The organism is Kribbella sp. CWNU-51, from assembly GCF_054073265.1.
Genome location: NZ_JBSXMZ010000004.1, coordinates 1,091,110 through 1,117,979, shown reverse-complemented (window position 1 = coordinate 1,117,979; position 26,870 = coordinate 1,091,110). Strand labels below are relative to the sequence as shown.

General features: G+C 69.2%; 23 protein-coding genes. 17 read left to right on the top strand and 6 right to left on the bottom strand.

Annotation, left to right across the window (positions count from 1 at the left end; translation table 11 throughout):
• Positions 1-18 precede the first annotated feature (18 nt).
• The 4 genes from dut to ACXC9Q_RS07430 all read left to right on the top strand — a co-directional run bounded on the left by dut (position 19) and on the right by ACXC9Q_RS07430 (position 2,382).
• Complete coding sequence (dut, locus tag ACXC9Q_RS07445) at positions 19-471, top strand: dUTP diphosphatase (protein ID WP_457055718.1); 453 nt, start codon at positions 19-21, stop codon at positions 469-471.
• 77 nt (positions 472-548) lie between these two features.
• Entirely contained in the window at positions 549-1,199 is a 651-nt protein-coding gene (locus ACXC9Q_RS07440) for a DUF3710 domain-containing protein (RefSeq protein WP_457055717.1), read from the top strand.
• 18 nt (positions 1,200-1,217) lie between these two features.
• Complete coding sequence (locus tag ACXC9Q_RS07435) at positions 1,218-1,607, top strand: OB-fold nucleic acid binding domain-containing protein (RefSeq protein WP_328521424.1); 390 nt, start codon at positions 1,218-1,220, stop codon at positions 1,605-1,607.
• Complete coding sequence (locus tag ACXC9Q_RS07430) at positions 1,600-2,382, top strand: DUF3159 domain-containing protein (RefSeq protein WP_457055716.1); 783 nt, start codon at positions 1,600-1,602, stop codon at positions 2,380-2,382. Before ACXC9Q_RS07435 ends, ACXC9Q_RS07430 begins: the two co-directional genes overlap by 8 nt.
• A gap of 6 nt (positions 2,383-2,388) precedes the next feature.
• Here the strand turns inward: ACXC9Q_RS07430 and ACXC9Q_RS07425 are convergent, their stop codons facing one another.
• Positions 2,389-3,066: a potassium channel family protein gene (locus ACXC9Q_RS07425; RefSeq protein ID WP_329478431.1), complete on the bottom strand. Its 678-nt coding sequence runs from the start codon at positions 3,064-3,066 to the stop codon at positions 2,389-2,391.
• The gene (locus ACXC9Q_RS07420; protein WP_457055715.1) at positions 3,066-3,728 is read right to left on the bottom strand and encodes a potassium channel family protein; all 663 of its coding nucleotides are present in this window, start codon (positions 3,726-3,728) and stop codon (positions 3,066-3,068) included. Before ACXC9Q_RS07420 ends, ACXC9Q_RS07425 begins: the two co-directional genes overlap by 1 nt.
• Positions 3,729-3,844: 116 nt before the next feature.
• On the opposite strand from ACXC9Q_RS07420, the gene ACXC9Q_RS07415 reads away from it, so the two are divergent.
• The 9 genes from ACXC9Q_RS07415 (at position 3,845) to ACXC9Q_RS07375 (ending at position 18,635) form a co-directional block, all read left to right on the top strand.
• Positions 3,845-5,872 (top strand): APC family permease, encoded by a 2,028-nt coding sequence (locus tag ACXC9Q_RS07415; protein ID WP_457055714.1) that lies wholly within the window; start codon positions 3,845-3,847, stop codon positions 5,870-5,872.
• Entirely contained in the window at positions 5,869-7,077 is a 1,209-nt protein-coding gene (locus tag ACXC9Q_RS07410) for a class I SAM-dependent RNA methyltransferase (protein ID WP_457055713.1), read from the top strand. The genes ACXC9Q_RS07415 and ACXC9Q_RS07410 overlap by 4 nt, the downstream gene beginning before the upstream one ends.
• Before the next feature lie 137 nt (positions 7,078-7,214).
• A complete protein-coding gene (locus tag ACXC9Q_RS07405) occupies positions 7,215-11,600 on the top strand; it encodes a hypothetical protein (protein ID WP_457055712.1) in 4,386 nt (1,461 codons plus the stop codon).
• Between the two features lie 10 nt (positions 11,601-11,610).
• Complete coding sequence (locus ACXC9Q_RS07400) at positions 11,611-12,543, top strand: LLM class F420-dependent oxidoreductase (RefSeq protein WP_457055711.1); 933 nt, start codon at positions 11,611-11,613, stop codon at positions 12,541-12,543.
• A 296-nt stretch (positions 12,544-12,839) separates the two neighbouring features.
• Positions 12,840-15,614: an aconitate hydratase AcnA gene (gene acnA, locus ACXC9Q_RS07395; RefSeq protein ID WP_457055710.1), complete on the top strand. Its 2,775-nt coding sequence runs from the start codon at positions 12,840-12,842 to the stop codon at positions 15,612-15,614.
• A gap of 74 nt (positions 15,615-15,688) precedes the next feature.
• The gene (locus ACXC9Q_RS07390; RefSeq protein WP_457055709.1) at positions 15,689-16,237 is read left to right on the top strand and encodes a HEAT repeat domain-containing protein; all 549 of its coding nucleotides are present in this window, start codon (positions 15,689-15,691) and stop codon (positions 16,235-16,237) included.
• Between the two features lie 38 nt (positions 16,238-16,275).
• Positions 16,276-16,641 (top strand): YciI family protein, encoded by a 366-nt coding sequence (locus ACXC9Q_RS07385; protein WP_457055708.1) that lies wholly within the window; start codon positions 16,276-16,278, stop codon positions 16,639-16,641.
• On the top strand, positions 16,631-17,869 hold the full coding sequence (locus ACXC9Q_RS07380) for an RNA polymerase sigma factor (RefSeq protein WP_457055707.1): 1,239 nt from the start codon (positions 16,631-16,633) through the stop codon (positions 17,867-17,869). The genes ACXC9Q_RS07385 and ACXC9Q_RS07380 overlap by 11 nt, the downstream gene beginning before the upstream one ends.
• A gap of 73 nt (positions 17,870-17,942) precedes the next feature.
• Positions 17,943-18,635, top strand: coding sequence for a dihydrofolate reductase family protein (locus tag ACXC9Q_RS07375; protein ID WP_457055706.1), 693 nt, complete (start codon positions 17,943-17,945; stop codon positions 18,633-18,635).
• A 22-nt stretch (positions 18,636-18,657) separates the two neighbouring features.
• On the opposite strand, the gene ACXC9Q_RS07370 is transcribed toward ACXC9Q_RS07375, so the two are convergent.
• The gene (locus ACXC9Q_RS07370) at positions 18,658-19,074 is read right to left on the bottom strand and encodes an HIT family protein (RefSeq protein ID WP_457055705.1); all 417 of its coding nucleotides are present in this window, start codon (positions 19,072-19,074) and stop codon (positions 18,658-18,660) included.
• On the bottom strand, positions 19,074-20,975 hold the full coding sequence (locus tag ACXC9Q_RS07365; protein ID WP_457055704.1) for a Na+/H+ antiporter: 1,902 nt from the start codon (positions 20,973-20,975) through the stop codon (positions 19,074-19,076). Before ACXC9Q_RS07365 ends, ACXC9Q_RS07370 begins: the two co-directional genes overlap by 1 nt.
• 132 nt (positions 20,976-21,107) lie before the next feature.
• Between ACXC9Q_RS07365 and ACXC9Q_RS07360 the strand changes: the two genes are divergently transcribed.
• Together ACXC9Q_RS07360 and ACXC9Q_RS07355 are read left to right on the top strand one after the other, a co-directional pair.
• Positions 21,108-21,635 carry a CocE/NonD family hydrolase gene (locus ACXC9Q_RS07360; RefSeq protein WP_457055703.1) on the top strand — a complete coding sequence of 176 codons (528 nt, stop codon included), beginning with the start codon at positions 21,108-21,110 and terminating at the stop codon, positions 21,633-21,635.
• Positions 21,636-21,784: 149 nt separating this feature from the next.
• Positions 21,785-22,249 (top strand): hypothetical protein, encoded by a 465-nt coding sequence (locus tag ACXC9Q_RS07355; RefSeq protein WP_457055702.1) that lies wholly within the window; start codon positions 21,785-21,787, stop codon positions 22,247-22,249.
• Here ACXC9Q_RS07355 and ACXC9Q_RS07350 read toward each other — a convergent pair.
• Both ACXC9Q_RS07350 and ACXC9Q_RS07345 read right to left on the bottom strand, forming a co-directional pair.
• Positions 22,228-22,722, bottom strand: coding sequence for a DUF402 domain-containing protein (locus ACXC9Q_RS07350; RefSeq protein WP_457055701.1), 495 nt, complete (start codon positions 22,720-22,722; stop codon positions 22,228-22,230). The genes ACXC9Q_RS07355 and ACXC9Q_RS07350 overlap by 22 nt on opposite strands.
• Positions 22,723-22,919: 197 nt before the next feature.
• Positions 22,920-23,432 (bottom strand): DUF402 domain-containing protein, encoded by a 513-nt coding sequence (locus ACXC9Q_RS07345; protein ID WP_457055700.1) that lies wholly within the window; start codon positions 23,430-23,432, stop codon positions 22,920-22,922.
• Positions 23,433-23,579: 147 nt separating this feature from the next.
• Here ACXC9Q_RS07345 and dxs point away from each other — a divergent pair, with 147 nt between their 5' ends.
• Entirely contained in the window at positions 23,580-25,472 is a 1,893-nt protein-coding gene (dxs, locus tag ACXC9Q_RS07340) for a 1-deoxy-D-xylulose-5-phosphate synthase (RefSeq protein WP_457055699.1), read from the top strand.
• Complete coding sequence (locus ACXC9Q_RS07335; RefSeq protein WP_457055698.1) at positions 25,465-26,814, top strand: hypothetical protein; 1,350 nt, start codon at positions 25,465-25,467, stop codon at positions 26,812-26,814. Before dxs ends, ACXC9Q_RS07335 begins: the two co-directional genes overlap by 8 nt.
• Positions 26,815-26,870: the final 56 nt, after the last annotated feature.

The following is a 26,870-nucleotide window of genomic DNA, read 5'->3' as shown; positions in this document are numbered from 1 at the left end:
TCGGTAAGGTCGCCTCTCGTGACCGAGGTTCTCATCCAGCGACTCGACCCCGACGTCCCGCTCCCGGCGTACGCGCATCCCGGCGACGCCGGCGCGGACCTGGTGGCGACGAGCGACATCACTCTCAAGCCCGGCGAGCGTGGCCTGGTCGGCACCGGGATCGCCATCGCCCTGCAGGACGGGTACGCCGCCTTCGTGCACCCGCGCTCCGGACTGGCCGCGAAGCACGGGGTGACGCTCGTGAACGCACCCGGCACTGTGGATGCGGGCTACCGTGGCGAGATCAAGGTGTGCCTGATCAACCTCGACCCGCGCGCCGAGGTGACGCTGCGACGTGGCGACCGGATCGCACAGTTGATCATCCAGCAGGTGGAGAAGGCGCGGTTCGTCGAGGTGACCTCGCTGCCCGGTTCGGCCCGCGGCGAAGGCGGACACGGCTCGACCGGCGGTTTCGGTGATGTGACACGCTGAGCGGACCAGGTGCACCCGTTGACCTGACGGATGCGCGAAACTACGGCGGGCTTGTACCGACACCATAAGGAAACAGAATGATCTTCCGCCGCAAGGCCAAGAACGAAGACCCCGAGACGACCGAGACGGACGCATCCGTCGAGGAGACGGCGGAACCCCGCGCCGAGGGTCCGTTCGACTCCAGCGAGGTCGACCCGTCGGTCCTGGAGGCGGAGGACCGGATCGACCTGGGCGCGCTGGTGATCACCGGCATGCCCGGGATGGAGCTGCGGCTGCAGGTCGACGAGCAGACCGGCCAGGTGCAGGCGATCCTGCTGGTGCTCGAGGACTCCGCGCTCGAGCTGCGGGCGTTCGCGGCACCGAAGAAGACCGGCATCTGGACCGAGGTCCGGCGCGAGATCGCCGCCGAGGCCAGCCGGATGGGCGGTACGGCGACCGAGACCGAGGGCACGTTCGGCACCGAGCTCGTGCTGGTCGTGCCGGTCGAGGACCCGGACGGACAGATCTTCAGCCAGACCTCGCGGGTCGTCGGCGTGGACGGTCCGCGCTGGCTGCTCCGGGCGACGGTGCTCGGCCGGGCCGCTGTCGAGCCGGATGCCGCGGCACCGATGGAAGAGACGCTGCGCAACGTCATCGTGGTCCGCGGCGCCGAGCCGATGGCGGTCCGCGAGTCGCTGCCGTTGCAGCTGCCGCCGGGCGCTCAGCCGGCTCCTGACGAAGAGGCCTGACGGACTACACTCGATCGCATGGGTAGTGAGAAACCCGCGGGGCTGTGGCGGCGTGCCTTCCGTGGGCTGGCCGGAGACCGCGACCAGCAGGACGCCGAGGTCCTCCAGGACTTCGCGCAGGACTGTGGTGCGCGGTCGATCACCGGCTGCCACGATCGCGAAATGGTCACGCTGTACGGCACGCTGCGCACGATCACGTTCAGCCCGCGCGGCGGCGTACCGGCCTTGGAGGGCGAGTTGTACGACGGCACCGGCACGGTCAAGCTGATCTGGCTCGGCCGGCGCAAGATCGCCGGGATCCATCCCGGCTCGGAACTGATCGCCTCTGGGCGGATCGGTGTCGTCGACGGCGACCGGGTGATGTTCAACCCGCGCTACGAACTCCGCCCGACGGCCGCCCATGGCTGAGCCGACGCCGCGCCGCGACCAGGTCGAAGAGAACCTGGAAGAGAAGCTGGTCGACATCCTGAAGCCGGAAGTGGAAGCTGCCGCGACCACACCGCCGGCCGAAGCGAAGGACAAGCCCGCGCCGAGCACCGACAAGGACTTCTTCCAGGCGCTCGGCGGCTGGGGTGCGCTGCTCGACATCGGGCTGCCGTGGATCGCGTTCCTGATCGTCTACGCGGCCACCGACCACAACCTGCAGGTCGCGCTGATCGTCGCGGTCGCGTGCGGTGCCGCGGTCGCCCTACTGCGCCTCATCCGCCGGCAGCCGCTTCGCAACGTCTTCGGCGGTTTCGTCGGCGTCCTGATCTCCGCCTGGGTCGCGAACCGCACCGGCAACGCCAAGGACGTCTACGTCCCCGGCCTGCTGACCAACCTGGGGTACGGCGCTCTGTACCTGATCACCGTGCTCGTCCGCTGGCCGCTGTTCGGCGTGCTGTACGGCGTGATCACCCAGACCGGCACGGCCTGGCGCAAGGACCCCGCGATGCTGAGGGGTTTCTCCCGGGCCACGCTGGTGTTCGTCGGCCTCTTCGCGGTCCGGCTGATCGTCCAGGTGCCGCTGTACTTCACCGGCAGCCTGAACGCGCTCGGCATCGCGAAGATCGGCCTCGGACTCCCGTTCTACGCGCTCGCGCTCTGGCTCGCGTACGCCGTACTGCGCGGCTCACTGCCGCCGGAGAAGTGGGACGAGGCGCGTGACCACGTGACCCACCTGCTCCGGGGCAACAAGAAGTAAGCGGTCTTACTCGGCCGCGTGGCGGTGGTGCGGGGAGAGCATGTCCTCGAGCTGCTCCTCGGTCTCGTCCGCGGCGACGAACAGCAGTTCGTCGTTGAGCTCGAGCGTGCCTTCCGGGTCCGGCCGCAGGACGCGGCCCTCGCGCAGGATGACCACCAGCGCGGTGTCCAGCGGCCAGTCGATGTCGCCGACCCGCTGACCGATCATCGGGGAGTCCTCGGGCAGGGTCAGCTCGACCAGGTTCGCATCGCCCTGGCGGAAGGTGAACAGCCGGACCAGATCGCCGACCGAGACCGCTTCCTCCACCAGCGCGGACATGATCCGCGGGGTGGACACCGACACGTCGACACCCCAGGCCTCGTTGAACATCCACTCGTTGCGCGGATGGTTGACCCGGGCAACGGTCCGGGGAACGCCGAACTCGGTCTTGGCGAGCAGCGAGACGACCAGGTTCACCTTGTCGTCACCGGTGCTGGCGATCGCCACCTGGCAACGCTGCAGGGCGGCCTCCTCCAGGGAGGACAGCTCGCACGCGTCGGCCAGCAGCCACTCGGCCCGCGGCACCGACTCGGCCTTGATCGCCCGCGGGTCCTTGTCGATCAGCAGGACCTCGTGGCCGTTCTCCAGCAACTCGGCGGCGATCGACCGACCGACGTTCCCGGCTCCGGCGATGGCTACCCGCATCACAGCTCCTCAGGCTTGGTGCCGAGTTGGGACTCGACCGCCGCGACGTCCCGCTCCAGCATCACGACGTGGACCAGGTCGCCTTCCTGGATGACCGTGTCGGCCCGCGGCAGCAGGCCCTCGCCGAGCCGGGTCAGGAACGCGACCCGGGCACCGGTGGCCTTCTCGATGTCGAGCGCGAGCCGGCCGACCCACTCGGTGTGCACGTGCACCTCGGCCAGCCGGACCGTCCCGGACGGGTCGCGCCACTCCGGCTCGGAGCCCTCCGGCAGCAGCCGGCGCATCATCTGGTCGACGGTCCAGCGCACGGTGCCGACGGTCGGGATGCCGAGCCGCTGGTACACCTCGGCGCGGCCGGGGTCGTAGATCCGGGCCACCACGTTGCTGATCCCGAAGTTCTCCCGGGCCACCCGGGCGGCCAGGATGTTGGAGTTGTCGCCGTTCGAGACGGCGGCGAACGCCTCCGCCTGCTCGATCCCGGCCTCGATCAGCACCTCGCGGTCGAAGCCCATCCCGACGATGGTGCGGCCGGTGAAGTTCGGGCTCAGCCGGCGGAAGGCGTCGGCCGACTGGTCGATGATCGCGACCGTATGGCTCCGCTTCTCCAGGCCCCGCGCCAGCGTCGACCCGACGCGGCCGCAGCCCATGATGACGACGTGCACTCGCTGATCACTCCCTGCCCCGCCTGGGGCCGCTGGGTCGGTTCGGCAGGGATAGACGCTACACCGGAACTGAGGTCGTGTCTGACACGTGACCGGAGCCCTCTAACATCACCGGTGTGACTCCCGCTCTCGGCGATATCGGCAAACGGCTGCTGCTCGGTCGCAAACTGCGCAGCACCCAGCTGGGCGAGACGCTGCTGCCGAAGCGCATCGCTCTCCCGGTGTTCGCCAGCGACGCCCTGTCGTCGGTGGCCTACGCCCCCGACGAGATCTTCCTGACGCTGTCGATCGCCGGCCTGGCGGCGTACAGCTACTCGTGGAAGATCGGCCTGCTGGTCGCGTTCGTGATGCTGGTCGTGGTCGCGTCGTACCGGCAGAACGTGCACGCCTACCCGTCCGGCGGCGGTGACTACGAGGTCGCCACGGTGAACATCGGGCCGTCGGCCGGCCTGACCGTGGCCAGCGCGCTGATGGTCGACTACGTACTGACGGTGGCGGTGTCGATCTCGTCGGGTGTGCAGAACGCGAAGTCTGCGCTGCCGTTCCTCTCCGGCCACGAGGTGCCGCTGGCGGTCGGGCTGGTGCTGCTGCTGACCGCGATGAACCTGCGCGGGGTCCGCGAGTCGGGGGCGATCTTCGCGATCCCGACGTACATCTTCATGCTGTCGATCATCGGGATGGCGATCTGGGGCCTGATCCGGCTGAGCGCCGGGAACCTGCCGCTGGCCGAGAGCGCCGGCTTCGAGGTCCGGCCCGAACCCGGTCATGAGATCTTCTCCGGATTGGCCGCGGTCTTCCTGCTGGCCAGGGCGTTCTCGTCCGGGTGTGCCGCGCTGACCGGTGTCGAGGCGATCAGCAACGGCGTACCGGCGTTCCGCAAGCCCAAGAGCAAGAACGCCGCGACGACGCTGCTGCTGCTCGGCACGATCGCGGTCACGATGCTGATGAGCATCCTGTTCCTCGCCTCCAAGATCCAGCTCCGGTACGCCGAGGATCCCGCGACCCAGCTGTACGAGAACGGCCAGCCGGTCGGCGAGTCCTACACCCAGAAGACCGTGATCGGCCAGATCGGCGACTCGGTGTTCTCGAACTTCACCCCCGGCTTCTACCTGGTGATCGGCGCGACGATGCTGATCCTGGTGCTGGCCGCGAACACGGCGTTCAACGGCTTCCCGGTGCTCGGCTCGATCCTCGCCCGGGACGGGTACCTGCCGCGGCAGTTGCACACCCGCGGCGACCGGCTCGCCTACAGCAACGGCATCATCCTGCTGGCGCTGTGCGCGATCGGCCTGATCATCGCCTTCGACGCCCAGGTCACCAAGCTGATTCAGCTCTACATCGTCGGCGTGTTCGTCAGCTTCACGCTCAGCCAGTTCGGCATGATCCGGCACTGGACCCGGCACCTGAAGACCGAGACCGACGCCGCCAAGCGGCGGCAGATGATCCGCTCCCGGGTGATCAACGCGATCGGCCTGACCATGACCGGGATCGTGCTGGTGATCGTGCTGCTGACCAAGTTCGTCCATGGCGCGTACATCGCGATCCTCGCGATGGCCGGGTTGTACGTGCTGATGAAGGGGATCCACCGCCACTACGACACCGTGCGCCGGCAGACGGCGGCCGAGGGGGACGAGCCGCTGATGCTGCCGTCCCGGGTGCACGCGATCGTGCTGGTGTCCAAGTTGCACAAGCCGACCCTGCGGGCGCTGGCGTTCGCGAAGACGGCCCGGCCCTACATGCTCGAGGCGGTCACGGTCGACGTCGACCGGGACGAGTCGGACGCGCTCCAGGCCGAGTGGGACGCCCGGGGCATCCCGATCCCGCTGAAGCGGCTGGCCTCGCCGTACCGGGAGATCACCCGGCCGATCCTGCAGTACGTACGCGACATCCGGCGGCAGTCGCCGCGGGACGTGGTGATGGTCTACATCCCGGAGTACGTCGTCGGCCACTGGTGGGAGCACATCCTGCACAACCAGAGCGCCCTGCGGCTCAAGGGGCGGCTCTTGTTCACACCTGGTGTCATGGTTACGTCGGTTCCTTACCAGCTGATCTCGGCGAGTGACGCGGAGGAGCGGCAGGATCGGGTGGAACGGGTGGCCGGCCAGGTACGGCGTGGGGCCCGCAAGGCGTCAGGAGATCGGTGACAGACGAGGACATCGTCGGGACGGTAGTCGAGCTGGAAGTAGGCCCAGTCGCGCACGGGGGCCACTGTGTGGCCCGGCACGAGGGGCAGGTGGTGTTCGTCCGGCACGCGTTGCCGGGTGAGCTGGTCCACGCTCGCATCACCGAGCAGAACGCGAAGTACCTGCGGGCGGACGCCGTCCAGGTGCTGACGCCGTCACCGCAACGGATCGAACCGCCCTGCCCGTACGCCGGGCCCGGACTGTGTGGCGGCTGTGACTTCCAGCACGCCAACATCGTGGAGCAGCGACGGCTGAAGGCGACCGTGGTGTCGGACACGCTCCGGCGCATCGGCGGTATCGAGCGCACGATCGTGATGGAGTCCCCAGGCGACGACGGCCTCGGCTGGCGGACCCGGATGCGGTACGCCGTGGTCGACGGGCGACCGGGGATGTACGCGCACCGCTCGCACGACCTGGTCCCGATCGACCGGTGTCTGATCGCTCACCCGGGGACTCCCGACGTACTGAGTGATCGGTGGCCCGGTGTGTCGTCCGTGCAGGCTGTGGTGTCGTCCGAGGGCAAGACCGCCGTACAGACGGACGAGGTGCCCGGTGGACGGGTTGTCGAGGTGGTGCGGGGCCGGCGGTTCCGGGTGGAGGCCGATGGGTTCTGGCAGGTGCACCCGGCGGCTCCGTCGACGCTGGTGGACGCTGTCATGAGCGGGCTCGAGCCGATGGCGGGGGAGACGGCGCTGGATCTCTACTCCGGCGTTGGGCTGTTTGCGGCGTTTCTGGCTGAGGCCGGGTGCCCGGTGCTGGCGATCGAAGGGGACAAGGACGCCGTACGGAACGCGCGGCGGAATCTGCATGACCTGCCGGACGTGACGCTGGAGACCGGCGATGTGGATCGGGTGCTGAACACGGCCGCCGGGAAAGGGCTGGAGCATGTCGATCTGGTCGTGCTGGACCCGCCGCGGACGGGGGCCGGGAAGGACGTCGTACGGCGGATCGCGGCGCTGGGACCGCGCCGAGTGGCGTACGTGGCGTGTGACCCGGCGGCGCTGGCGCGGGATCTGAAGACGTTCGGGCGGCTCGGGTACGGGATCGCGTCGCTGCGGGCGTTCGACCTGTTCGGGATGACGCATCACATCGAATGCGTCGCCATACTCGAGCCTGTGGACAGTACTGATGCCACGCCTCCGGCGCGGCGTGTCATGGGGCTGTAACTCCGCCCTTCCCTCGTCGCTCCAGTCGCTTCGCTCCCTGCGCTCCTCAGCCCAGGCCGGGAGGCCCCATGACAGCGAAGTGGTGACCGGGGGTGGGCTCGGGTAGCGTTCTGGCATTCCAATGCGCTGGAGACCTGATGCCGCTCGTTGACCTGGACGACCCGGAGGAGCTGCGCGCCCGCTGGACCGCACTCGCCGCGGTCGCCCATGCCACGGGCTTCGACCGGCGGTGGTACGCCGACGCCGACGGGTATCACCATCAGGACGAGACCGCGTCGGTGCTGCGGATGCTGCGGCTCGAGGACGGGCGGGCGGTGCTGTTCGGGTTCCACACGCAGCACAGCCAGACCGCGGGCGCCGACCTGCTGGCCGGGTCGCCGGACTGGATCGGGCAGCCCGAGGTGCGGCAGCGGATGGCCGCGGGCGAGCTGGGGTTCGTGTACGGCGCGTTCAACGGGACGTGGGCGCGGGCGTCGTACCCGGGGGATCCGTGGCAACCGGTGGAGGACGGGTTCGCGCCGATCGGCCAGTGGGTCACCTCGGACGAGGCGGCCGCGGACGAGATGATCGAGTGGGTCGCGGAGTGGGCTGACTACCTCGGCGGGCTCGACGAACTGCGGCCTTTCGGGGTGCAGCTGATCCGGAGCGTGGGTGCTTCGGGTGTCACCGCCGGCGCCTTGCAGTCCTTCTTCGATCGCTTCGAGATCGACCCGCGCTCGCCGGTGCAGCCCGACCTGCCCGCCGGGGTGGTCGCGGGGGAGGACTTCACCCGGAACTTTGCGGAATCGGAAAGTTTCTCCGACGAACCTGACACTGCCGAGGTCTCGGTCGTTGAGGATGTCGTGATTGGAGCATCCGACAGCGGGCCGGGCGACGACGAGGAAGAGTCGTTCGTCGTCCCACCTGGCATCAGCCCGTTCACGGGCCAGCCGATCGACGACCCGCCACCCCGGATGACGCCGGCTTCCTATGACGAGGCGCCTGCCGCCCGTGACCCGGCTCCTGTCCATGACGAGGCTCCTGCGCGTGACGAGGCGCCCGCCCGTCAAGAGGAGTACGGCGTCACGGCCAAGAAACAAGGCTGGCTCCGCCGCCGCAAACACGACGACGCCACCGAGTCCGACGCCGACTTCCCGAGCGAGGCGGGCGCTTACCCGCCCGACGTCCCTCCCCGGGGAGGTCCCGCGCCCGGCACCTACCTGCCGGACGGCATGGCAGGCACCGGCCTCCCCATGCGTTCGGCGTACGACTCACCCCTCCCATCCTCCGAGCCGCCCCGCGTCGGCGGCGGTGTCCACGAGGGCGACGACTTCTACGCCAGCCTCTTCGCCGACGCCCCCGCCGCGGCCGGCTACCAAGACACCCCCGCCGCCGACGAACAAGACTGGGAAACCGCCGAACAACCGGCCTGGTCCGACCAAGACGCCACCAGCGAGTACAAGCCCTTCGCCGACGAACCCCCCACCGACCCCCACCGAGACTGGGTAGGCGGCGCCTGGATCAACGGCGAATGGGTAGAAGACCCCACCACCCACCGCCCCAACACCCCACCCCCGAACTCTCCGCCACCCCCCTCACCCTTCGACGCCCCCACGGCCGACACCCCCTACCTCCAACCGCCCGAGCGTCCGTCCGCGGGGTCCCCGTTCGCCCCCGCCAATCCCGCGCAGGCTGGATCCCCGTTCGCCCAGACCCATCCAGCGGACGCACCCACGGCCGACACCCCCTACCTCCAACCGCCCGAGCGCCCGTCCGCGGAGTCCCCGTTCGCCCCCGCCGGCCCCGAGCCGGTCGGGTCCCCGTTCGCCCAGACCCATCCAGCCGACGCCCCCACGGCCGATACCCCGTTCATCACGCCAGCGGATTCGCCGTCGACCGCCTCGCCGTCCGCCCCCAGCGGATCAGCTGACTCAGCGCCGGCCGACTCCCCGTTCGCTCCAACATCCGCTGCCGCCGATCTCGAAGACGACGACGCCCCCACCGCCGAGATCGCCGCTGTCCTGGACACAGACCCAGCCGAAGAAGAACCGTCCTCCTTCACCGGCCCGTCCCCGTTCGCCCCGGTCCCACACCCGGAGCCCACGACCACTGCACCCACCCACCCCGACACCCTCCACCCAACAGACCACCCCTCAACCCCTGCCGCCCACCCGAGCGACCCGTCAACAGCGCCCGGCACTCCAGCCGCCCGTCGCACAGAACCCCAGACACGGCCCGCTGCTCATCCGACGGCCCTCGAGGCACGGCCCGCCGACCGTCCGACGGACACCGGCGCGCAGCCCGCTGCCCGTCTAGGCGACCCATCCTCAGCGCCCGGCACTCCGGCCGCCCGTCCGATAGAGACCGAGGCACAGCCCACCGGTCGCCTAGGTGCTCCGTCCTCAGCACCCGGCGCTGCGGCCGCCGGTCCGACGATGACTGACGCGCAGTCCGCTGGACGTCTAGGCGACCGTTCGACGGCACCCGGCACTCCGGCAGGCAGTCAGACCGACCTCGCAGCCCAGTCCGCCGCAGGCGACCGCCTCTCGGCCCCGTCCACTTCCGCCTCACCCTTCTTCTCGGCCCCCCACGCAGACCCTGCTGCTGAGCCCGCTCCGGACGCCCGTTTCTCGCCCCGGACCGCCGACCCCGCCGCCCCAGCCGCACGTTTCTCGGGTTCGTCCGCGGAAGCCGACTACGCCGACGACCAGACTGCCGAGATCTCCGCAGTCCCGGCCGACTCCACCGAGACAGTTGCGGGCGAGCATCAAGTACCTACTGCAGCGCAGCAGCCTCAAGCACCCACAGCCGCGGAGGCGCACCAAGCTCCCGCAGCAGCGGAGGCACATCGAGCACATGCGACAGCGCAGGCGCATGAAGCATCTGCGGCAGCCGACGAGCATCAAGCACTCACAGCCGCGGACGAGCATCACGGGTCCGCACCAGCTGAGGAGACCTACCGGGCAGCCGGGGACGGGTTGGCGGGCGGTGTGCGCCCGGGGCTCCGGTTCAACGTGGTGGGCGAAGACGACGAGGAGCAGGGCTACGACGTACCGGCTCCAGCGGCTAAAGCTCAGGTCGAGCCTCACCCTCAACCCCAGCCATGGCCCCAGCCCCAACCGCACCCGGAGCCCTGGCCGCAACCCGAGCCCCACCCAGCCCCCTGGCCCGAGCCCGCTCCACCGAGCCCCGAACCGATCCCAGCCCCCGACCCATACCCCACACCCACCCCAGGCCCCGACCCGTACCCCGCACCGCCCACCCCAGGACCGGAGCCTCACCCGCATCCGACCCCCGGCCCAACCCCGGACCCAATCCCAGGCCCCGACCCTCAACCAGAGCCGCAACCGAACCCGAACCCAGAGCCCCAGCCCTGGCCGGACCCAGAACCGGTCCCACAACCCGAGCCCGAGCCAGGACCACGCCCCGAGCCCGAGCCAGCCCCCTGGCCGGACCGAGAGCCAGACCAAGCCCCACGCCCAGAGCCCACTGACCACGTAGCGCACGGGCAATGGCCGGACGCCGACCCGCACTCGCCGCAGCAGGACTCGACGCACCGGCCGGAGCGCACGACGCAGGTGGCGCACGGCGACTGGGTGGACGGTGGCGGGTCGGAGTCGTCGCGGGAGGTTGACGCGGCGAGTCGCCTTGAGCGCATGACGCAGGTGGCGGACGGCGACTGGGTGGACGGTGGCGGGTCGGAGTTGTCGCGGGAGGATGACCTGGCAAGTCACCTCGAGCGCACGACGGATGTCGCGCGGGCCGGCTGGGCAGAGGACTCGGGGGCAGCGGAGCACGCGGGCGCCGAGGCGTCGGCTGGGTTTGCGGCAGATGAGGATGACGAGCCGACTGGCTTCGTGCCCGTGATCGGTGATGACTGGCCGACTGGATCCTTTCCCGCGGTCAACGGGTTCGCGGATGAGGCGACGGAGGCGGATGAGCACAACGGGGATGAGCGGAACGGCGCGCCACACGGGACGCGTGGGGAGTCGGCTGCGCATGTCGTGGCTCGGATGTCTATTCCCGGGTTGGGGCTGGTGGGGGCGGACGGGCCCCGGATCGCCCCTCCGCCGGGGTCGATCGAGGAGGCTATGCGCTCCGAGGTCGAGCGGCCTCGGCCGCGGCCGCAGGAGTCGGACGCTGTGAAGGCGCTGCATGCGTGGTGCCGGGCGAGGACCGCGATCGTGCCGTCCGGGTTCACCATCCAGATTCAGGTGCTGGACCCGAGCGCCCCGTCGTACCGGTTCGACCTGGAGCCGCCGGATGTGGACGACCCGGAGTTCGCGATGGACAAGCTGAGCGGTCTGCTCGGTGACCTTTGGCAGACCGAGGCGCAGAGCGACGTGGGCGGTTGGTTGTTCGCCCGCATCGACGCGGCCGGCCGGACCCTGCGGATCGACCGGTGGTACGACCAGGTCCCGGACTGGTGGGACAACCCGATCGAGCCGCGCCTCGACGTACACGGTCTGGTACGCCGCCTGTACAACCGCGGTCCCCAATGGCAGCCGTCGTACCTGGAGAAGCTGTACACCACCGCGAGATAGCGTGGGCGCCATGCTTCTCAGGATCTTCACCGAACCTCAGCAAGGTGCCTCGTACGACGATCTGCTCGCGGTCGCACGCAAGACCGAGGAGAACGGCTTCGACGCGTTCTTCCGGTCGGACCACTACCTCGTGATGGGCGAGGACGACGGCCTGCCCGGACCGACCGATGCCTGGATCACCCTGGCCGGACTCGCCCGCGAGACCAGCCGGATCAAGCTCGGCACGCTGGTCAGCTCGGCCACCTTCCGCAACCCGGGTGTCTTGGCGATCACGGTCGCCCAGGTCGACCAGATGAGCGGCGGCCGCGCGGAGCTCGGGCTCGGCGCCGGCTGGTACGAGACCGAGCACAATGCGTACGGCTTGGACTTCCCGGACACGCCCGGCAGGTTCGACCTGCTGACCGAGCAACTCGAGCTGATCACCGGTCTGTGGGACACGCCGGTGGGGGAGAAGTACAACTTCCAGGGCGAGCACTACCAGCTGACCGACTCGCCGGCGCTGCCGAAGCCGGTCCAGCAGCCGCACCCGCCGGTCATCGTCGGCGGCGCGGGTAGGACGCGTACGCCGTCTCTCGCGGCCAAGTTCGCGAGTGAGTTCAACGCCGGCTTCCGCTCCGTCGAGCTGACCGAGACGCTCTTCAAGCGCGTCCAGGCCGCCTGCGCCGAGATCGGCCGCGACCCGAAGACCCTCAACCTCTCCACCGCGCACACGGTCGTCGTCGGCAAGGACGACGCCCAGGTCAAACGACGTGCCGCCGCCGTCGGCCGCGACGTCGAAGACCTCAAGGCCAACGCCATCGCCGGCACCCCCGCCGAGGTCGTCGATCGGCTCGGCCAATTCGCCGCCGTCGGCTCCCAACGCCAGTACGTCCAGATCATGGACCTCCAGGACCTCGACCACCTCGACCTCATTGCGGCCGAGGTCCTCCCACAGGTGTCCTGACCGGGGATTCGGGGAGGGTTTTGAGCCCGGATCGGGCAGAAACCCTCCGTGGATCGCGCAAAAACCCTCCCAGGTCGCCGCCTAGGTCGGAATAACGCCGGCGCTATTCCGACTTAGGGGACGCCGGAAGGGTGATCGCGGGGACGTTCGCGGAACGGGCGCGCAAGTGACTCGATGTCGTGTATCTTGATGTCGAGAGAGTTTGGGGCGAGGTTAGGGGAGCCTGATCTCGCGGCCGGGCGGTGTGCTCGGCAGGATGGGCTCAGCGGAACTGGACTGGACAGAGGAGCAGGTTGATGGCGAGCGTCGACAGCTTCGGTGCCAAGGGTGCACTCGAGGTCAACGGTCAGTCGTACGAGATCTTCAGGTTGGCGGGCATCGAGGGTGCGGACACGCTGCCGTACTCCTTGAAGGTCCTGCTGGAGAACCTGCTGCGCACCGAGGACGGCGCGAACATCACCGCCGAGCACATCACCAAGCTCGGCAACTGGGACGCGAACGCGGCGCCCGACACGGAGATCCAGTTCACCCCGGCCCGGGTGATCATGCAGGACTTCACCGGTGTGCCGTGTGTCGTCGACCTGGCCACGATGCGCGAGGCGGTCGCGGAGCTCGGCGGCGACCCGACCAAGATCAACCCGCTCGCTCCGGCCGAGCTGGTCATCGACCACTCGGTCATCACCGACGTCTTCGGCCGCCCGGACGCGTTCGAGCGCAACGTCGAGTTCGAGTACCAGCGCAACGGCGAGCGGTACCAGTTCCTCCGCTGGGGCCAGACCGCGTTCGACGACTTCAAGGTCGTCCCGCCGGGCACCGGCATCGTCCACCAGGTGAACATCGAGCACCTCGCGCGGACGGTCATGGTCCGCGACGGCATGGCTTACCCCGACACCTGTGTCGGCACCGACAGCCACACCACGATGGTGAACGGCCTCGGCGTGCTCGGCTGGGGCGTCGGCGGCATCGAGGCCGAGGCGGCCATGCTCGGCCAGCCCGTGTCGATGCTGATCCCCAAGGTCGTCGGGTTCAAGCTGACCGGCTCGGTGCCGGCCGGTGCGACCGCGACCGACGTCGTACTCACGATCACCCAGCAGCTGCGCAAGCACGGTGTGGTCGGCAAGTTCGTCGAGTTCTACGGCGAGGGCGTCGCGGCCGTGCCGCTGGCGAACCGGGCCACGATCGGCAACATGAGCCCGGAGTTCGGCTCCACCTGCGCGATCTTCCCGATCGACGACGTCACGCTGGAGTACCTGCGGCTGACCGGCCGCAGCGACCAGGACGTTGCGCTGGTCGAGGCGTACGCCAAGGAGCAGGGCCTGTGGCACGACGTCTCGGTCGAGCCGCGGTTCTCGGAGTACCTCGAGCTGGACCTGTCGACCGTCGTCCCGTCGATCGCCGGCCCGAAGCGGCCGCAGGACCGGGTCGCGCTGACCGAGGCCAAGGAGGCCTTCCGGGGTGCGCTGACCGACTACGCCACCGAGGAGCTGGATGTCGACCCGTCCGAGACCGGGAGCTTCCCGGCCAGCGACGCGCCGAACGGGCACGGCGATGTGAACGACGAGCCGCACGTTCCGCACGGTGGTCCGGGGCGTCCGTCGAAGAAGACCAAGATCACCATGAACGGCGCCGAGACCGAGCTCGACCACGGCCACGTCGTGATCGCCAGCATCACCTCCTGCACCAACACCTCGAACCCGTCGGTGATGCTCGCCGCCGCGCTGCTCGCGAAGAACGCGGTCGACAAGGGCCTCGCGTCCAAGCCGTGGGTGAAGACGTCGCTCGCGCCCGGGTCGAAGGTCGTCACCGACTACTACGACAAGGCCGGCGTCACGCCGTACCTGGAGAAGCTCGGCTTCCACCTGGTCGGCTACGGCTGCACCACCTGCATCGGGAACTCCGGCCCCCTGCCGGAGGCTGTCTCGGCCGGCGTGCAGGAGGCCGACCTGGCGGTCGTCTCGGTGCTGTCCGGCAACCGCAACTTCGAGGGCCGGATCAACCCGGACGTGAAGATGAACTACCTCGCCTCGCCGCCGCTGGTGATCGCCTACGCGCTGGCAGGGACGATGGACTTCGACTTCGAGACCGATGCCCTGGGCCAGGACACGGACGGCAACGACGTGTTCCTGAAGGACATCTGGCCGGCCGCGGACGAGGTCGAGAAGGTGATCGCCTCCTCGATCAGCAAGGAGATGTTCACGAAGGACTACGCTGATGTGTTCGCCGGTGACGAGCGCTGGCAGTCGCTGCCGACGCCCGAAGGCAAGACGTTCGCCTGGGACGCCGAGTCGACGTACGTGCGCAAGCCTCCGTACTTCGAGGGCATGGCCAAGGACCCGTCGCCGGTGACCGACATCGCCGGCGCCCGGGTGCTGGCCAAGCTGGGCGACTCGGTCACCACCGACCACATCTCCCCGGCCGGTTCGATCAAGGCCGACAGCCCGGCCGGGACGTACCTGGCCGGCCACGGCGTCGACCGCAAGGACTTCAACTCGTACGGCTCGCGCCGGGGCAACCACGAGGTGATGATCCGCGGCACGTTCGCGAACATCCGGCTGCGCAACCAGATCGCGCCCGGCACCGAGGGCGGCTTCACCCGGGACTTCACCAAGGACGACGCGCCCGTCACGTCGATCTACGAGGCCGCGCAGTCGTACGCCGAGGCCGGCACGCCGCTGGTGATCCTGGCCGGCAAGGAGTACGGCTCGGGTTCGTCGCGTGACTGGGCCGCCAAGGGTACGGCGCTGCTCGGGGCGAAGGCCGTGATCACCGAGTCCTTCGAGCGCATCCACCGGTCGAACCTGATCGGCATGGGCGTGCTGCCGCTGCAGTACCCGGAGGGTGAGACCGCGGAGTCGCTCGGCCTGACCGGCGAGGAGACGTTCGACATCACCGGCGTCACCGCGCTCAACGAGGGCTCGATCCCGAGCACGGTCCACGTCAAGGTCACCTCGCCCGACGGCGGCGAGAAGGAGTTCGACGCGGTCGTCCGGATCGACACCCCCGGCGAGGCCGACTACTACCGCAACGGCGGCATCCTGCAGTACGTGCTCCGTTCGCTCCTCGCGGGCTAATACGCGCAGCAGAAAGGGCCGGTCCGTGCCGCGGGCCGGCCCTTTCTGTCGGTCGAGGGCGCTTTACTGTGGGCGTGGGACATCCGCGAGAGGTTGCGCTGGCAGCCTGCGCCGCGCACGGCCAGGACTCCGTGATCGACTGGTGCATCGCCTTCCTCACCAGCGAGATCTCGGGGGAGGAGGCGTACGGCGCCGAGCTGCCGAAACTAGTCGCGATCACGGGGAGTCCGAACCCTGGCGGCTGGTCCGCGCCGGTCGACCCGGTGAACTACTACTGGGTCCGGGTCTGGGCTGCTCGGGTGTTCCTGTACGTCTGGCGTGACGACGCGGTCGACGCTCTCCTGGTCGCCGTGAAGGATCCCGCCTGGCGCGTCCGCGAACACGTCGCCCGTATCACCGCGCAACGCGAGCTCGGCCAGCTGGCCGACGCGTTGCTGCCCGATCTCGAGCATGAACTCCCGAGAGTGCGCGCCACCGTGGCCCGCGCGCTCGGGGCCGCCGGCGAGGCCGAGCACGCCGAAGCTCTGTGCAGCCTCCTCGACGACCCGGACGGCACCGTCCGCGCGGCCGCCGAGAAGGCCCTCGACAGGCTGGAAGCCAGACTCGACCGCAGCTTGCGCTGACCCGCCGCCGGCGAGACGCACTCCAGGAGGAGAACGCAATGAAATACCTGATGCTGATCTACGGCAACGAGGACGTCTGGAACAGCTTGGCGCCGGACGACCTGGCCGCCCTGATCGACGAGGTCGACGGCTTCAACGAGGAGTTGCGCGAGTCCGGAGAGCTGCTCAGTGCCGAAGGGCTCATCTCCCGGCCGCGATCGGTGCGGTCGGTCGCCGGCGAGGTGATCCTCACCGACGGTCCCTACATCGAGTCGAAGGAGTTCGTCGGCTCCTACTTCGTGGTCGAGGTCGACCGCGAGCAACGGGCCGGCGAGATCGCGAGGTCCTATCCGGGGCTGCGCTACGGCGGCGGAGTGGAGGTCTGGCCGCTGATGGCGAGCGGATGGACGAGCGTTGAGCCGTGACGAGACGGTCGAGCAGCTGCTGAGGTCTCTGGCGTCCCAGGTGCTCGGTGCGCTGATGCGGCGGTACGGCGATTTCGCTCGGTGCGAGGACGCGGTCCAGGAGGCTCTCATCGCCGCGAGCGAGAGCTGGCCGCAGGCTGGTGTTCCGGCTCGTCCGCGGGGCTGGCTCACCACCGTCGCGGTGAACCGTTACATCGACTCCGTGCGGTCCGACAGTGCCCGCCAGCGTCGGGAGCGGGCCGCTCTGGATGCCACGCCGCGTGATGCCCTGGTCGTCCCACCGCCGGACACGGAGGAGGTCCGGGACGACCTGCTCGAGCTGCTGTTCCTGTGCTGTCATCCGGCCTTGACCGCCCCGTCCCAGCTCGCGCTGACGCTGCGGGCGGTCGCCGGACTGACCACGAGTGAGATCGCCGCGTCCTTCCTCGTGCCCGAGAAGACGATGGGTCAGCGCATCTCCCGGGCCAAGCAACGTCTACGCGAGACCGGAGCCCGATTCGCCGTACCCGCGGAGCCAGAGCTGGAGTCCCGGCTGCAGGTCGTCCTGCACGTGCTGTACCTGATGTTCAACGAGGGCTACAGCGCCAGTTCCGGCGCGCACCTGCGACGCCCCGACCTCACCCGGCCGGCCCTGACTCTGGTACGGCGGTTGCACGCGCGGCTACCCGAGTCCGGCGAAACCTCTGGACTACTGGCGTTGATGCTGCTCACCGAGGCCCGCAGCGCGGCACGAACCGGCCCGGACGGTGTCCTGATCCCACTCGCGGAGCAGGACCGCGCGACCTGGGACAGCGCCGCCATTGCCGAGGGCACCGAACTCCTCACCGGCACGCTGGCCGCCCGCCCGCTCGGTCCGTACCAGGTGCAGGCGGCGATTGCGGCGATCCACGACGAGGCACCGTCGACGGACGCCACCGACTGGCGGCAGATTCTGGCCCTGTACGGGATCCTCGAGCGCCTGCAACCCCACCCCGTCACGACCCTCAACCGGGCGGTGGCGCTGGCGATGGTGCGTGGACCTGACGCGGGGCTGGCGTTGCTGAAGGAACTCGAATCAGGTGCGCTCGCCGGCCACCATCGGCTGCTGGCTGTTCGCGCGTACCTGCTCGACCAGGCCGGCGAGAGCGCGGCCGCCGCCGCGGAGTACCAGGAGGCCGCACGTCTGGCGGGCAGCAAGCCCGAGCAACGGTTCCTCCTGCAGCGTGCAATCCGATGCCTGGGCACGTAGAAAACCGGTCCGTGGCTCCGATCCTCCTGTGAGCAGCTCAAATCTGGAGCTGCCGGAACAGGAGCGAAGCGAAATGACAAAGGTCACGGCTCAGATGTCGGTGTCGCTCGACGGCTGTTACGCCGGCCCGCGCCACGAAGGCGACGACAGCGAGTGGATGCAGTCGGCGGAGGCGGCAGGGTTCTTCCGGGTCACCCGCTGGGTGATCGACGCGATGGCCTGGCGGGAACGGCTTGGCTTCGCCGGAGGCGAACGCAACCCCGACTCCGACATCGTCGCCGAGTCGTTCGACGCCGCCGGCGCCTACGTGATGGGGCGGCGGATGGCTGACGGCGGTGAAGTGCCGTGGGGTGAGACCCCGCCTTTCCGTGCGCCGGTGTTCGTGGTCACCCACCGCGCCCGCGAGCCCCTGATGCGGAAGGGCGGAACCAGCTTCACGTATGTCACGGACGGGATCGTCAAAGCCGTGGAGCAGGCGCGAGCAGCAGCCAACGGTAAGAACGTCGCGATCGCCGGCGGCGGAACCCTGGTGCGCCAGGTACTCGCGGCCGGTCTGCTGGATGAGCTGGAACTGCACATCGCCCCGGCCGTCCTGGGCGGAGGCATGCGCCTGCTCGACGGGGTGGGACCGGCCGGCGAGGAAGCGATCGAGCTCACGCCGACCAGAGTTGTTCACAGTCCCGGGGTCACCCATCTTCGCTACACGGTGAATGGACGAGCGACCCTCGTCCTCGATGACCGCGGCCGGGAGGCGGGCCTCGCCTGAGATGGCCGGCGGCTTACACCAGTTATCCGGCCAGGGCGGCTCGTAGTTTTCCGGCGTACTCGGCGGCTTCGGCGTCGTCGGCGTACTTGGTGCGGGGCCAGAAGAAGCCGCGCAGTCCGTCCCCCTTCGTCCGTGGCACCACGTGCACGTGCAGATGTGGGACGGACTGCGACACGATGTTGTTCACGGCAACGAACGAGCCCTGCGCGTCGAACGCCGTACGCACGGCATCCGCGACCGACCGCGCCGCTCCGAAGAACGGCACCAGCAACGCGTCCGGCAGCTCGACCAGCGTCGGCACGTGCTCGCGCGGCACGATCAGCGTGTGCCCCTTGAACACCGGCCGTACGTCGAGGAATCCCACGACGTCCGGTGTTTCCAGCACGATCTGCGCCGGCGTCGTACCGGCGATGATGGAACAGAAGAGACAGTCGGCCATCAGCCGAGTTTCTCGTCTACGAAGCACCAGCGCCAATTCTCGCCTGGTTCGAAGCTGCGCATCACCGGGTGTTCGGTCTCGTCGTAGTGCTTGCTGGCGTGCTTCATCGGCGACGAGTCGCAGCAGCCGACGTGACCGCAGCCGAGGCAGAGTCGCAGGTGGACCCAGGAGCTGCCGATCGCCAGGCACTCCTCGCACCCCTCGGGTGTGTTCGGCGCGACCACCACAGGAGCTTGTTCGAGGTGCTTGCAGGCACCGCCCGGTGAGGTCTTGACCCGCAGGTCCTCGGACCGGCCGCCCACGTCGTCGTCCTCGTCGCGATCCAGGATGGACTCCTCGATGTCGAGGGCGATCTGCGCCCGCTGCAGCACCTCGTCGGCGACCAGGCCGGCATCGCGGACCTTGAGGATGTGCTCGCGCTCGGCCTCGAGCATGGCGATCCGCAGCCGGCGATAGGCCTCGCTCGGCGTCTCGTACTCGCTCTCCGGCCGCCCGAGCCGCTCCCACGCGGCCTGCGCCCGGGCCTCACCACGCTGCCGGAGCAGGTTGACCACCTCGGGCGGGTCGTCCGGTGTGACGATCTCCTGCAGCTTCTCCTCGGCGGCGCGATGCGCACCTTGCAGTACGGCGGCCTCCTGCAGCGCATCCTCCGCCGGATCCGGGCCGGGCAGCCGGAGCCGCCGTACCAGCCAGGGCAGGGTCGAGCCCTGCACGAGCAGCGTGCCTGCGGTCACGGCGAGCGCGATGAAGACCAGTACTTCGCGATCGGGGGTGTCGTCGGGGAGGGTGAAGACGGCGGCCAGGGTGACGACGCCGCGCATCCCGGCCCACGACACGACGATCAGCGCCTGCCACGACACCGGTCCCGGCCGGGACGGGCCGAGGACGCGCCGGGACAGCATCGTCGACGGGATCAGCCAGATCGGCCGGAGCAGCACCACCGTGAGGAAGACCGCGATGGTCGCGGCCGCGATCAGCCAGCCCGGCAGCGGGCTCATCGCCAGGTCGTCGAGGATCCACCGGGTCTGCAGGCCGATCAGCAGGAAGACGGTGTTCTCGAGCAGGAACTGGAAGGTCCGCCAGTTGGTCCGCTCCGACATCCGCGACTTGGCCGACTGGATGATCGGCGATTTGTGCCCGAGCAACAGGCCGGTGACGACCACGGCGAGGACGCCGGACGCATGGATCTCTTCCGCGGCGACATAGGCGATGAACGGCGCGGTCAGGCTGAGCGTGGTGTCGAGCACCGGGTCGGTGAACCGGCGGCGGACCTTGGCCAGCACGAACGCCACGGCCAGACCGATCACAACCCCGCCACCGGCCGCGCGGAGGAAGTCCAGGCCGACGTGCAGGACGGTCGGCGTGACCACTGCGGCCGCGAGCGCCGTACGCAGACAGACCAGCGCGGTCGCGTCGTTGACCAGGCTCTCGCCCTCGAGGATCGTGACGACGCGTCGGGGGAGTCCGACTCGCCTGGCGATCGCGGTCGCGGCGACGGCGTCCGGCGGCGCGACCACGGCGCCGATCGCGAATGCGGCCCACAACGGCAGCGGTTCGTGGCCCAGCGACCCGGCCACCTCGCCGAGCAGCCACCACGCGACCACGCCGACGCCGAGCGCAGTGAACACGACCAGCCCGACCGACAGCAGCCCGATCGACCGGCGGTGCTTGGAGAAGTCGACCAGGCTGGTCTTGATCGCCGCCGAGTAGAGCAGCGGCGGCAGGAAACCGACCAGGACGACCTCGGGGGCGAGCTCGACCCGGGGGACGAACGGGAGGTACGACGCCGCGATCCCGATGACCACGAGCAGCAGGGGAGCCGAGATCCCGAGCCGCCGGGCCAGTGCGGCCCCGGCCGCGACCACAGCGACAAGGGCTACGACCTCGATCGCGATATGCACGCTGCACAGTGTCGCAGCGTCGGCCCGGTTTCGGCCGCTCGGTTCGCCCTCGGCTGAGCCGGGATCTGGTCAGTGCGGGCGCGGTCGTCTAGCGTGTGCGCAGCGGGATCTGTCGATCACTGGGGGTGACTGATGCGTCGTCGTGTCGTCGCACTGGTTTGTGCGCTTGTCGTTCTCGGCTCGTCGCTCGCGGTCCCTGCCGCGGCCGCCGCCACGGTCACCAACGGCTGCGTCGTCTCGGTGCCGGAGCCCGGAACGACGACGCCGGTCCGGATCTGTTATTCGCTGTTCGAGCCCGCCGGCGCCTCGGCCGCACACACCGTGCCACTGATCTTCCACAGTCATGGCTGGGGCGGCAGCCGGACGAAGGACCCGGCCGCGTTCCAGGCCTGGCTCGACGCCGGCTTCGGCGTACTGAGCTTCGACCAGCGCAGCTTCGGCGAGAGCACCGGCACCGCGCACGTGATGAACCCGGACTACGAGGGCCGCGACGTGGTGAAGCTCGTCGACTTCGTCGCCGGTCTGGACTGGGTGACGAAACAACGGCCGGGTGATCCGCTGATCGGGGCGATCGGCGGGTCGTACGGCGGCGGGTACCAGTTCGCCGGCGCATTCACCGAGGTGCGGGACAGGGGCTGGCGAACTTCGACCACGCGCTGACCGCCCGGGCCCGGGCGCGGTCGATCTTCGTCGGGTACAACGGCGGTCACACGCTGCCGAGCGTCGTACCGCCCGGGTTCGCGACGCCGGGGGATCCGTGCTCGATCGCGCTCGGCTCGCCGAGCTTCTCCGACCTGGCGGTGCGCTTCATGACCGCGAAGCTGCTGGGGAAGGCGACCGGGCTGTCCGGCTTCGGTGTGTACCACCTGTCCACCGCCGATGGTCGTTGCCTGACGCAACGGAGTCTTTCGCCGAACACACGCCAAGCACTGGGCAAGATCCTCACCCCGACCGGCGCCGGACTGCCACTCAACCTGAAGATTGCGACCGGGCCTCTGACCATCGCGGGAACTCCTCAGCTCTCCGCGAAGGTCTACACGCTCGTGCCGGACTCCGGAGCCTTCTTCGCCCTCAGCGTCGGCGCCAACCCGCTGACCGCGAGGGTCGTGCAGAACAACACGATGCCGCTGCGGGAGAAGCACGTCGCGAAGGGCGTCCAGCGCACGTTCGAACTGCCCGCGATCGCCGACATGTACGCCGGCCAACGCGGCCCGCTCCCCGGCGCGCTGCTGCTGAAGAACGCGACGCTGACCTATCGGATCTTGTCGAGATAAGTCTTGTAGACGGTCAGGAACGGCTCCTCGTTCGCCACCGCACCGACCAGCCAGTCGCACGTCTCCTGCGCCGTCGCGATCACGTCGGCCGGATACCCGTACTTGACCTGGTGTTCGGCGAACTCGTCCTCGTCGTCGACATAGATCGTCCCGTCCCGCCGCTTGATCACGTCCAGATCGAGATCGATCATCGTGACCACGTCGTCGGAGAACTCCACCGGCGTGCTGATGTCGCAGTAGATCTCCGTCTGCCGCGGCTCGTCGTTGAAGAGCGCGGTGAACCACTTGTCCCGCGGGAACAACTGCACATGAGCCTGCTCCTGCGTCACGACCGGCTCGTCCCCGCGCTGCGACACCGAGTTCGCCGGCGCCCCCAACCACACCCCGAACGCATCCTCCCCGAGATACCGCATCCACTGATGCCAGTGCAGCTTCTCGTCGTACTTCCGATACACCACCCGAACATCACGCATGCCGGACAACTTATCCCGCCACCGGTGCGCCCGGCCGCGGACCACCAGCCGGACCTGCGGGCGTTGCAGAAGTTGCAGGTTGCTGCAAGTTTGTGGCCCGCGACCGCCGCCGACCGCCAGGATGAAGGGGCGACGATCTGGGGAGGAACGGCTGCGGGTCCTAGGTTCTCGCTGACCCTCGCCGGTGTAGGGGGGCCTTATCCGGTGGGGGTCAGCGAGCGGATCTGTTGGAGGTAGGGCTGGTAGGCGGTGGTGAAGGGCTCTGTGGTGGTGATGTGGGTGGCCAGGTAGTCGCAGGTGGCCTGGGCGGTGGCGATGACTTGGGGCGGGTAGTCGTAGAGCACCTGGTGGTGGTGGAACTCGTCCTCGTCCATGACGTGGACCGAGCCGTCGCGCATCAGGCGGATGTCGAGGTCGAGGTCGACGGTGGTGACGGAGTCGACGCCGAACTCGGCGGGCATGGTGATGTCGCAGTAGATGGCGGTCTGGTGGGGGGTGTCGTTGAAGAGGGCGCTCCACCACTGGCCGTGCGGGAACACGCGGACGCGGTGGTGGTCGATGGTGGTCCAGCTGCCGTCGGCGCGCTGGCCCTTGGTGCCGGGGAGGGAGCCGACCCAGAGGCCGTGCTCGTCTTCGCCGAGCCGGACGGCTTCCACCAGGCGGTGCGGCTGTCCGTCGTACTTGCGGAACAGCGTCCTCACCAGCTCCATGCGATCACTCTAGGTGAAAGCCGAACCATTCTGCCTGAGGAGACGTCTTGGAGTGTGAGATAGCTCCGGTCGGGGTTGCCGAGTTCGGAAACCGGGCGCGGGGTGAATAGACTCAAGCATCCGAGGACGACCGCGGGGAGGAACTCGATGCGCGTGCTGGAGACGGTCGGAGGGCCGGCGGACCTCAAGAAGCTGTCCGATCAGCAGCTCACCGATCTCGCGGCGGAGATCCGCGACGTCCTGGTCGAGACCGTGTCCCGGACCGGGGGCCACCTCGGCCCGAACCTCGGGATGGTCGAGATCACCCTGGCGATGCACCGCGTGTTCGACTCGCCGCACGACCGGCTCGTCTTCGACGTCGGTCACCAGGCGTATGTGCACAAGCTGGTCACCGGCCGGGCGCCGAAGTTCGACACTCTCCGTCAGCAGGGCGGCCTGTCCGGCTACCCGAACCAGGCCGAGTCCGAGCACGACATCATCGAGAACAGTCACGCCTCGACCGCCCTTTCGTACGCCGACGGCCTGGCCAAGGCCTACCGGTTGCGCAAGGAGGACCGGCACGTGGTCGCGCTGATCGGCGACGGCGGCCTGACCGGCGGCATGGCCTGGGAGGCGCTGAACAACATCGCCGCCGCCAAGGACCTCAAGCTGGTCATCATCGTCAACGACAACGGCCGCTCCTACAGCGACACCGTCGGGGGCCTGGCCACCCACCTGACCAGCCTGCGCACCAACCCGCGGTACGAGAAGGTCCTCGACCTGATCAAGAAGAACCTGGCCCGGACGCCGTACGTCGGCCCGCCGATGTACGAGGTGCTGCACGGGGTGAAGAAGGGCCTGAAGGACATGCTCGCCCCGCAGGGCATGTTCGAGGACCTCGGCCTCAAGTACGTCGGTCCCGTCGCCGGCCACGATCGCGAAGCGATGGAGGAGGCGCTGCGCAGCGCGAAGGCGTTCGGCGGTCCGGTGATCGTGCACGCGGTGACTCAGAAGGGGTACGGGTACGCCGCCGCCGAGGAGGACGAGGAGGACAACTTTCACCAGGTCCGCCCGGTCAACAAGCCGCGCGGCTGGACGGACGTGTTCGCCGACGAGATGATCCGGATCGGTCACCGCCGCCCGGACGTGGTCGCGATCACCGCGGCGATGCTGCACCCGACCGGCCTCGCCGCGTTCGCGGCCGAGTTCCCGGACCGGATCTTCGACGTCGGCATCGCCGAGCAGCACGCGGTGACCAGTGCCGCCGGTCTCGCAATGGGCGGTCTGCACCCGGTCGTCGGCCTGTACTCGACGTTCCTGAACCGGGCCTTCGACCAGGTGCTGATGGACGTCGCGCTGCACAAGCTCGGCGTCACGTTCGTGCTCGACCGCGCGGGGATCACCGGTGACGACGGTCCGAGCCACAACGGCATGTGGGACATGTCGATCCTGCAGGTCGTCCCCGGGCTGCGGCTCGCGGCGCCCCGTGACGGCAAGCGCCTGGAGGAGCTGCTCAACGAGGCGGTCGAGGTGAAGGACGCCCCGACAGTACTGCGCTTTGCCAAGGGCGAGGTGTTCCCGGACATCGACGCGATCGACCGGCTCGGCGAGACGGACGTGCTGAAGCGGTCCGGGACCGACGTACTCCTGGTCGGCATCGGCGCGATGGCGGCCACTGCGATGGACGTCGCGCAACGGCTCGAGGCGCACGGCTTCGGCGTCACCGTCGTGGACCCGCGCTGGGTCAAGCCCGTCGACGCGAAGCTGGTCGAGCTGGCCGCGGACTTCAACCTCGTGGTCACGATCGAGGACAACGGCCGGGCCGGTGGCTGCGGGTCGATGATCGCGCAGGCGTTGCGCGACGAGGGCGTGGCGACGCCGGTCCGCGATTTCGGCATCCCGCAGAAGTTCCTCGAGCACGCCAAGCGTCCCGCCGTACTGCAGGAGATCGGGCTGACCGGGCAGGAGGTGGCGCGGGAGATCACCGAGCTGATCGCCCGGCATCCGGGCGAGCCGCTCAGCGAGCCCGATCCGGCCAGCGGCCGTCAGGGCAGTGCCTGAGTCAGGGCGGCACTCCGCACCACCGCGGAGCCGTCACGCAGCAGTTCGCCGCCGCACCCGCGCCTGGCCGCTGTTGCTCTCCCTGGTCCTCGTCGCGGTCGCGGTTGCCGGCGGCCTGGCCCTGCACCACTCCAGCGGGCGCGCGGACGGCTCCGAAGCCGCCACCGCCACCACGCCGGACATCGATCTGGCGGCCCGGGCCGCGGCCGTGGACAAGGTGCTGAAGAAGCGCGCTCAGGCCGTGCTCACCGACAACCAGAAGGACTTCCTGGCCGACGTCGACCCGGGCAACAAGAACCTCGTCGCCCGGCAGCGGACCCTGTTCACGAACCTCCGTCAGTTCGGTTTCGCGAAACTGACCTACCAGCAGCTGTCCCAGCAGTTCGACGACGCGATCACCAAGAAGTACGGCCCGTCGACGTACCTCGTCGCGATCGCGATGACCTACCAGATCCGGGGCATCGACATGGTCCCGGTCCGCGCGATGCTCGGCTATACGTTCACCGAACGGCCGACCGGCGACTGGATGCTGGTGTCCGACACCGACCTGGACAAGCGGCTGCCGCGCGGCTCGCACCAGGAGGCCTGGGACACCGGCGAGGTGCTGGTGAAGCGCGCGCCGCGGGTGCTCGTGGTGGTCGAGAAGGGCCAGGACCGGCTCGCGACCAAGCTGGTCGGGATGGCGAGCAGCGCGGTGAAGGCGGTCAGCAAGAGCTGGCCGGGCGGCTGGAACGGCTCCGGCGTGGTGATCGGGCTCGACGACAAGATCGTGCGCGGCGCCGACTACACCCAGCCGAAGAACGCCGAGGACGCGATCGCGATGGCGACGTGGGTCTATCGCACGCTGCCCGGCGAGGTGACCGGGGAGGGACAGCGGGCCGATTCGTACGTCGTGATCAACCCGCGCAACCGTGGCAAGGTCGACGCCCGGACGCTGGCACACGAGTTCACCCACGTCGCGACCGCGCCGTACGGGCCGTATGCCCCACGGTGGCTGGTCGAGGGGGCGGCGACGTACGTCGAGTTCCTGCCGATGGACGGTGCGGAGCCGTTGGCAATCGGGAAGTACCGCCAGGATGTGCGGACGAAGTACCTCGCGAAGGCGAAGAGCCTGCCCGCCGACGCGACCTTCTTCCAGCAGTCCGACAGTTCGTACCCGCTGTCCTGGCTGGCCCTCGACTACCTCTTCACCCGGTTCGGTGGGACCGAGGTGGGCACGCTCTACCGGGAGATGGCAGCGCTCGGCACTACCCAGGCCGATCGGGACCGGATCATGCTGGAACACGTAGGCATGACCGAAGCCGGCCTCTTCCAAGCCCTCAAGGCCGCTGCGGCTGCCTGAACCGTCAGGGTCAAGTAGGGTAGCCGGGCTGCGACTGACGGGTACTCGGAGGGGAT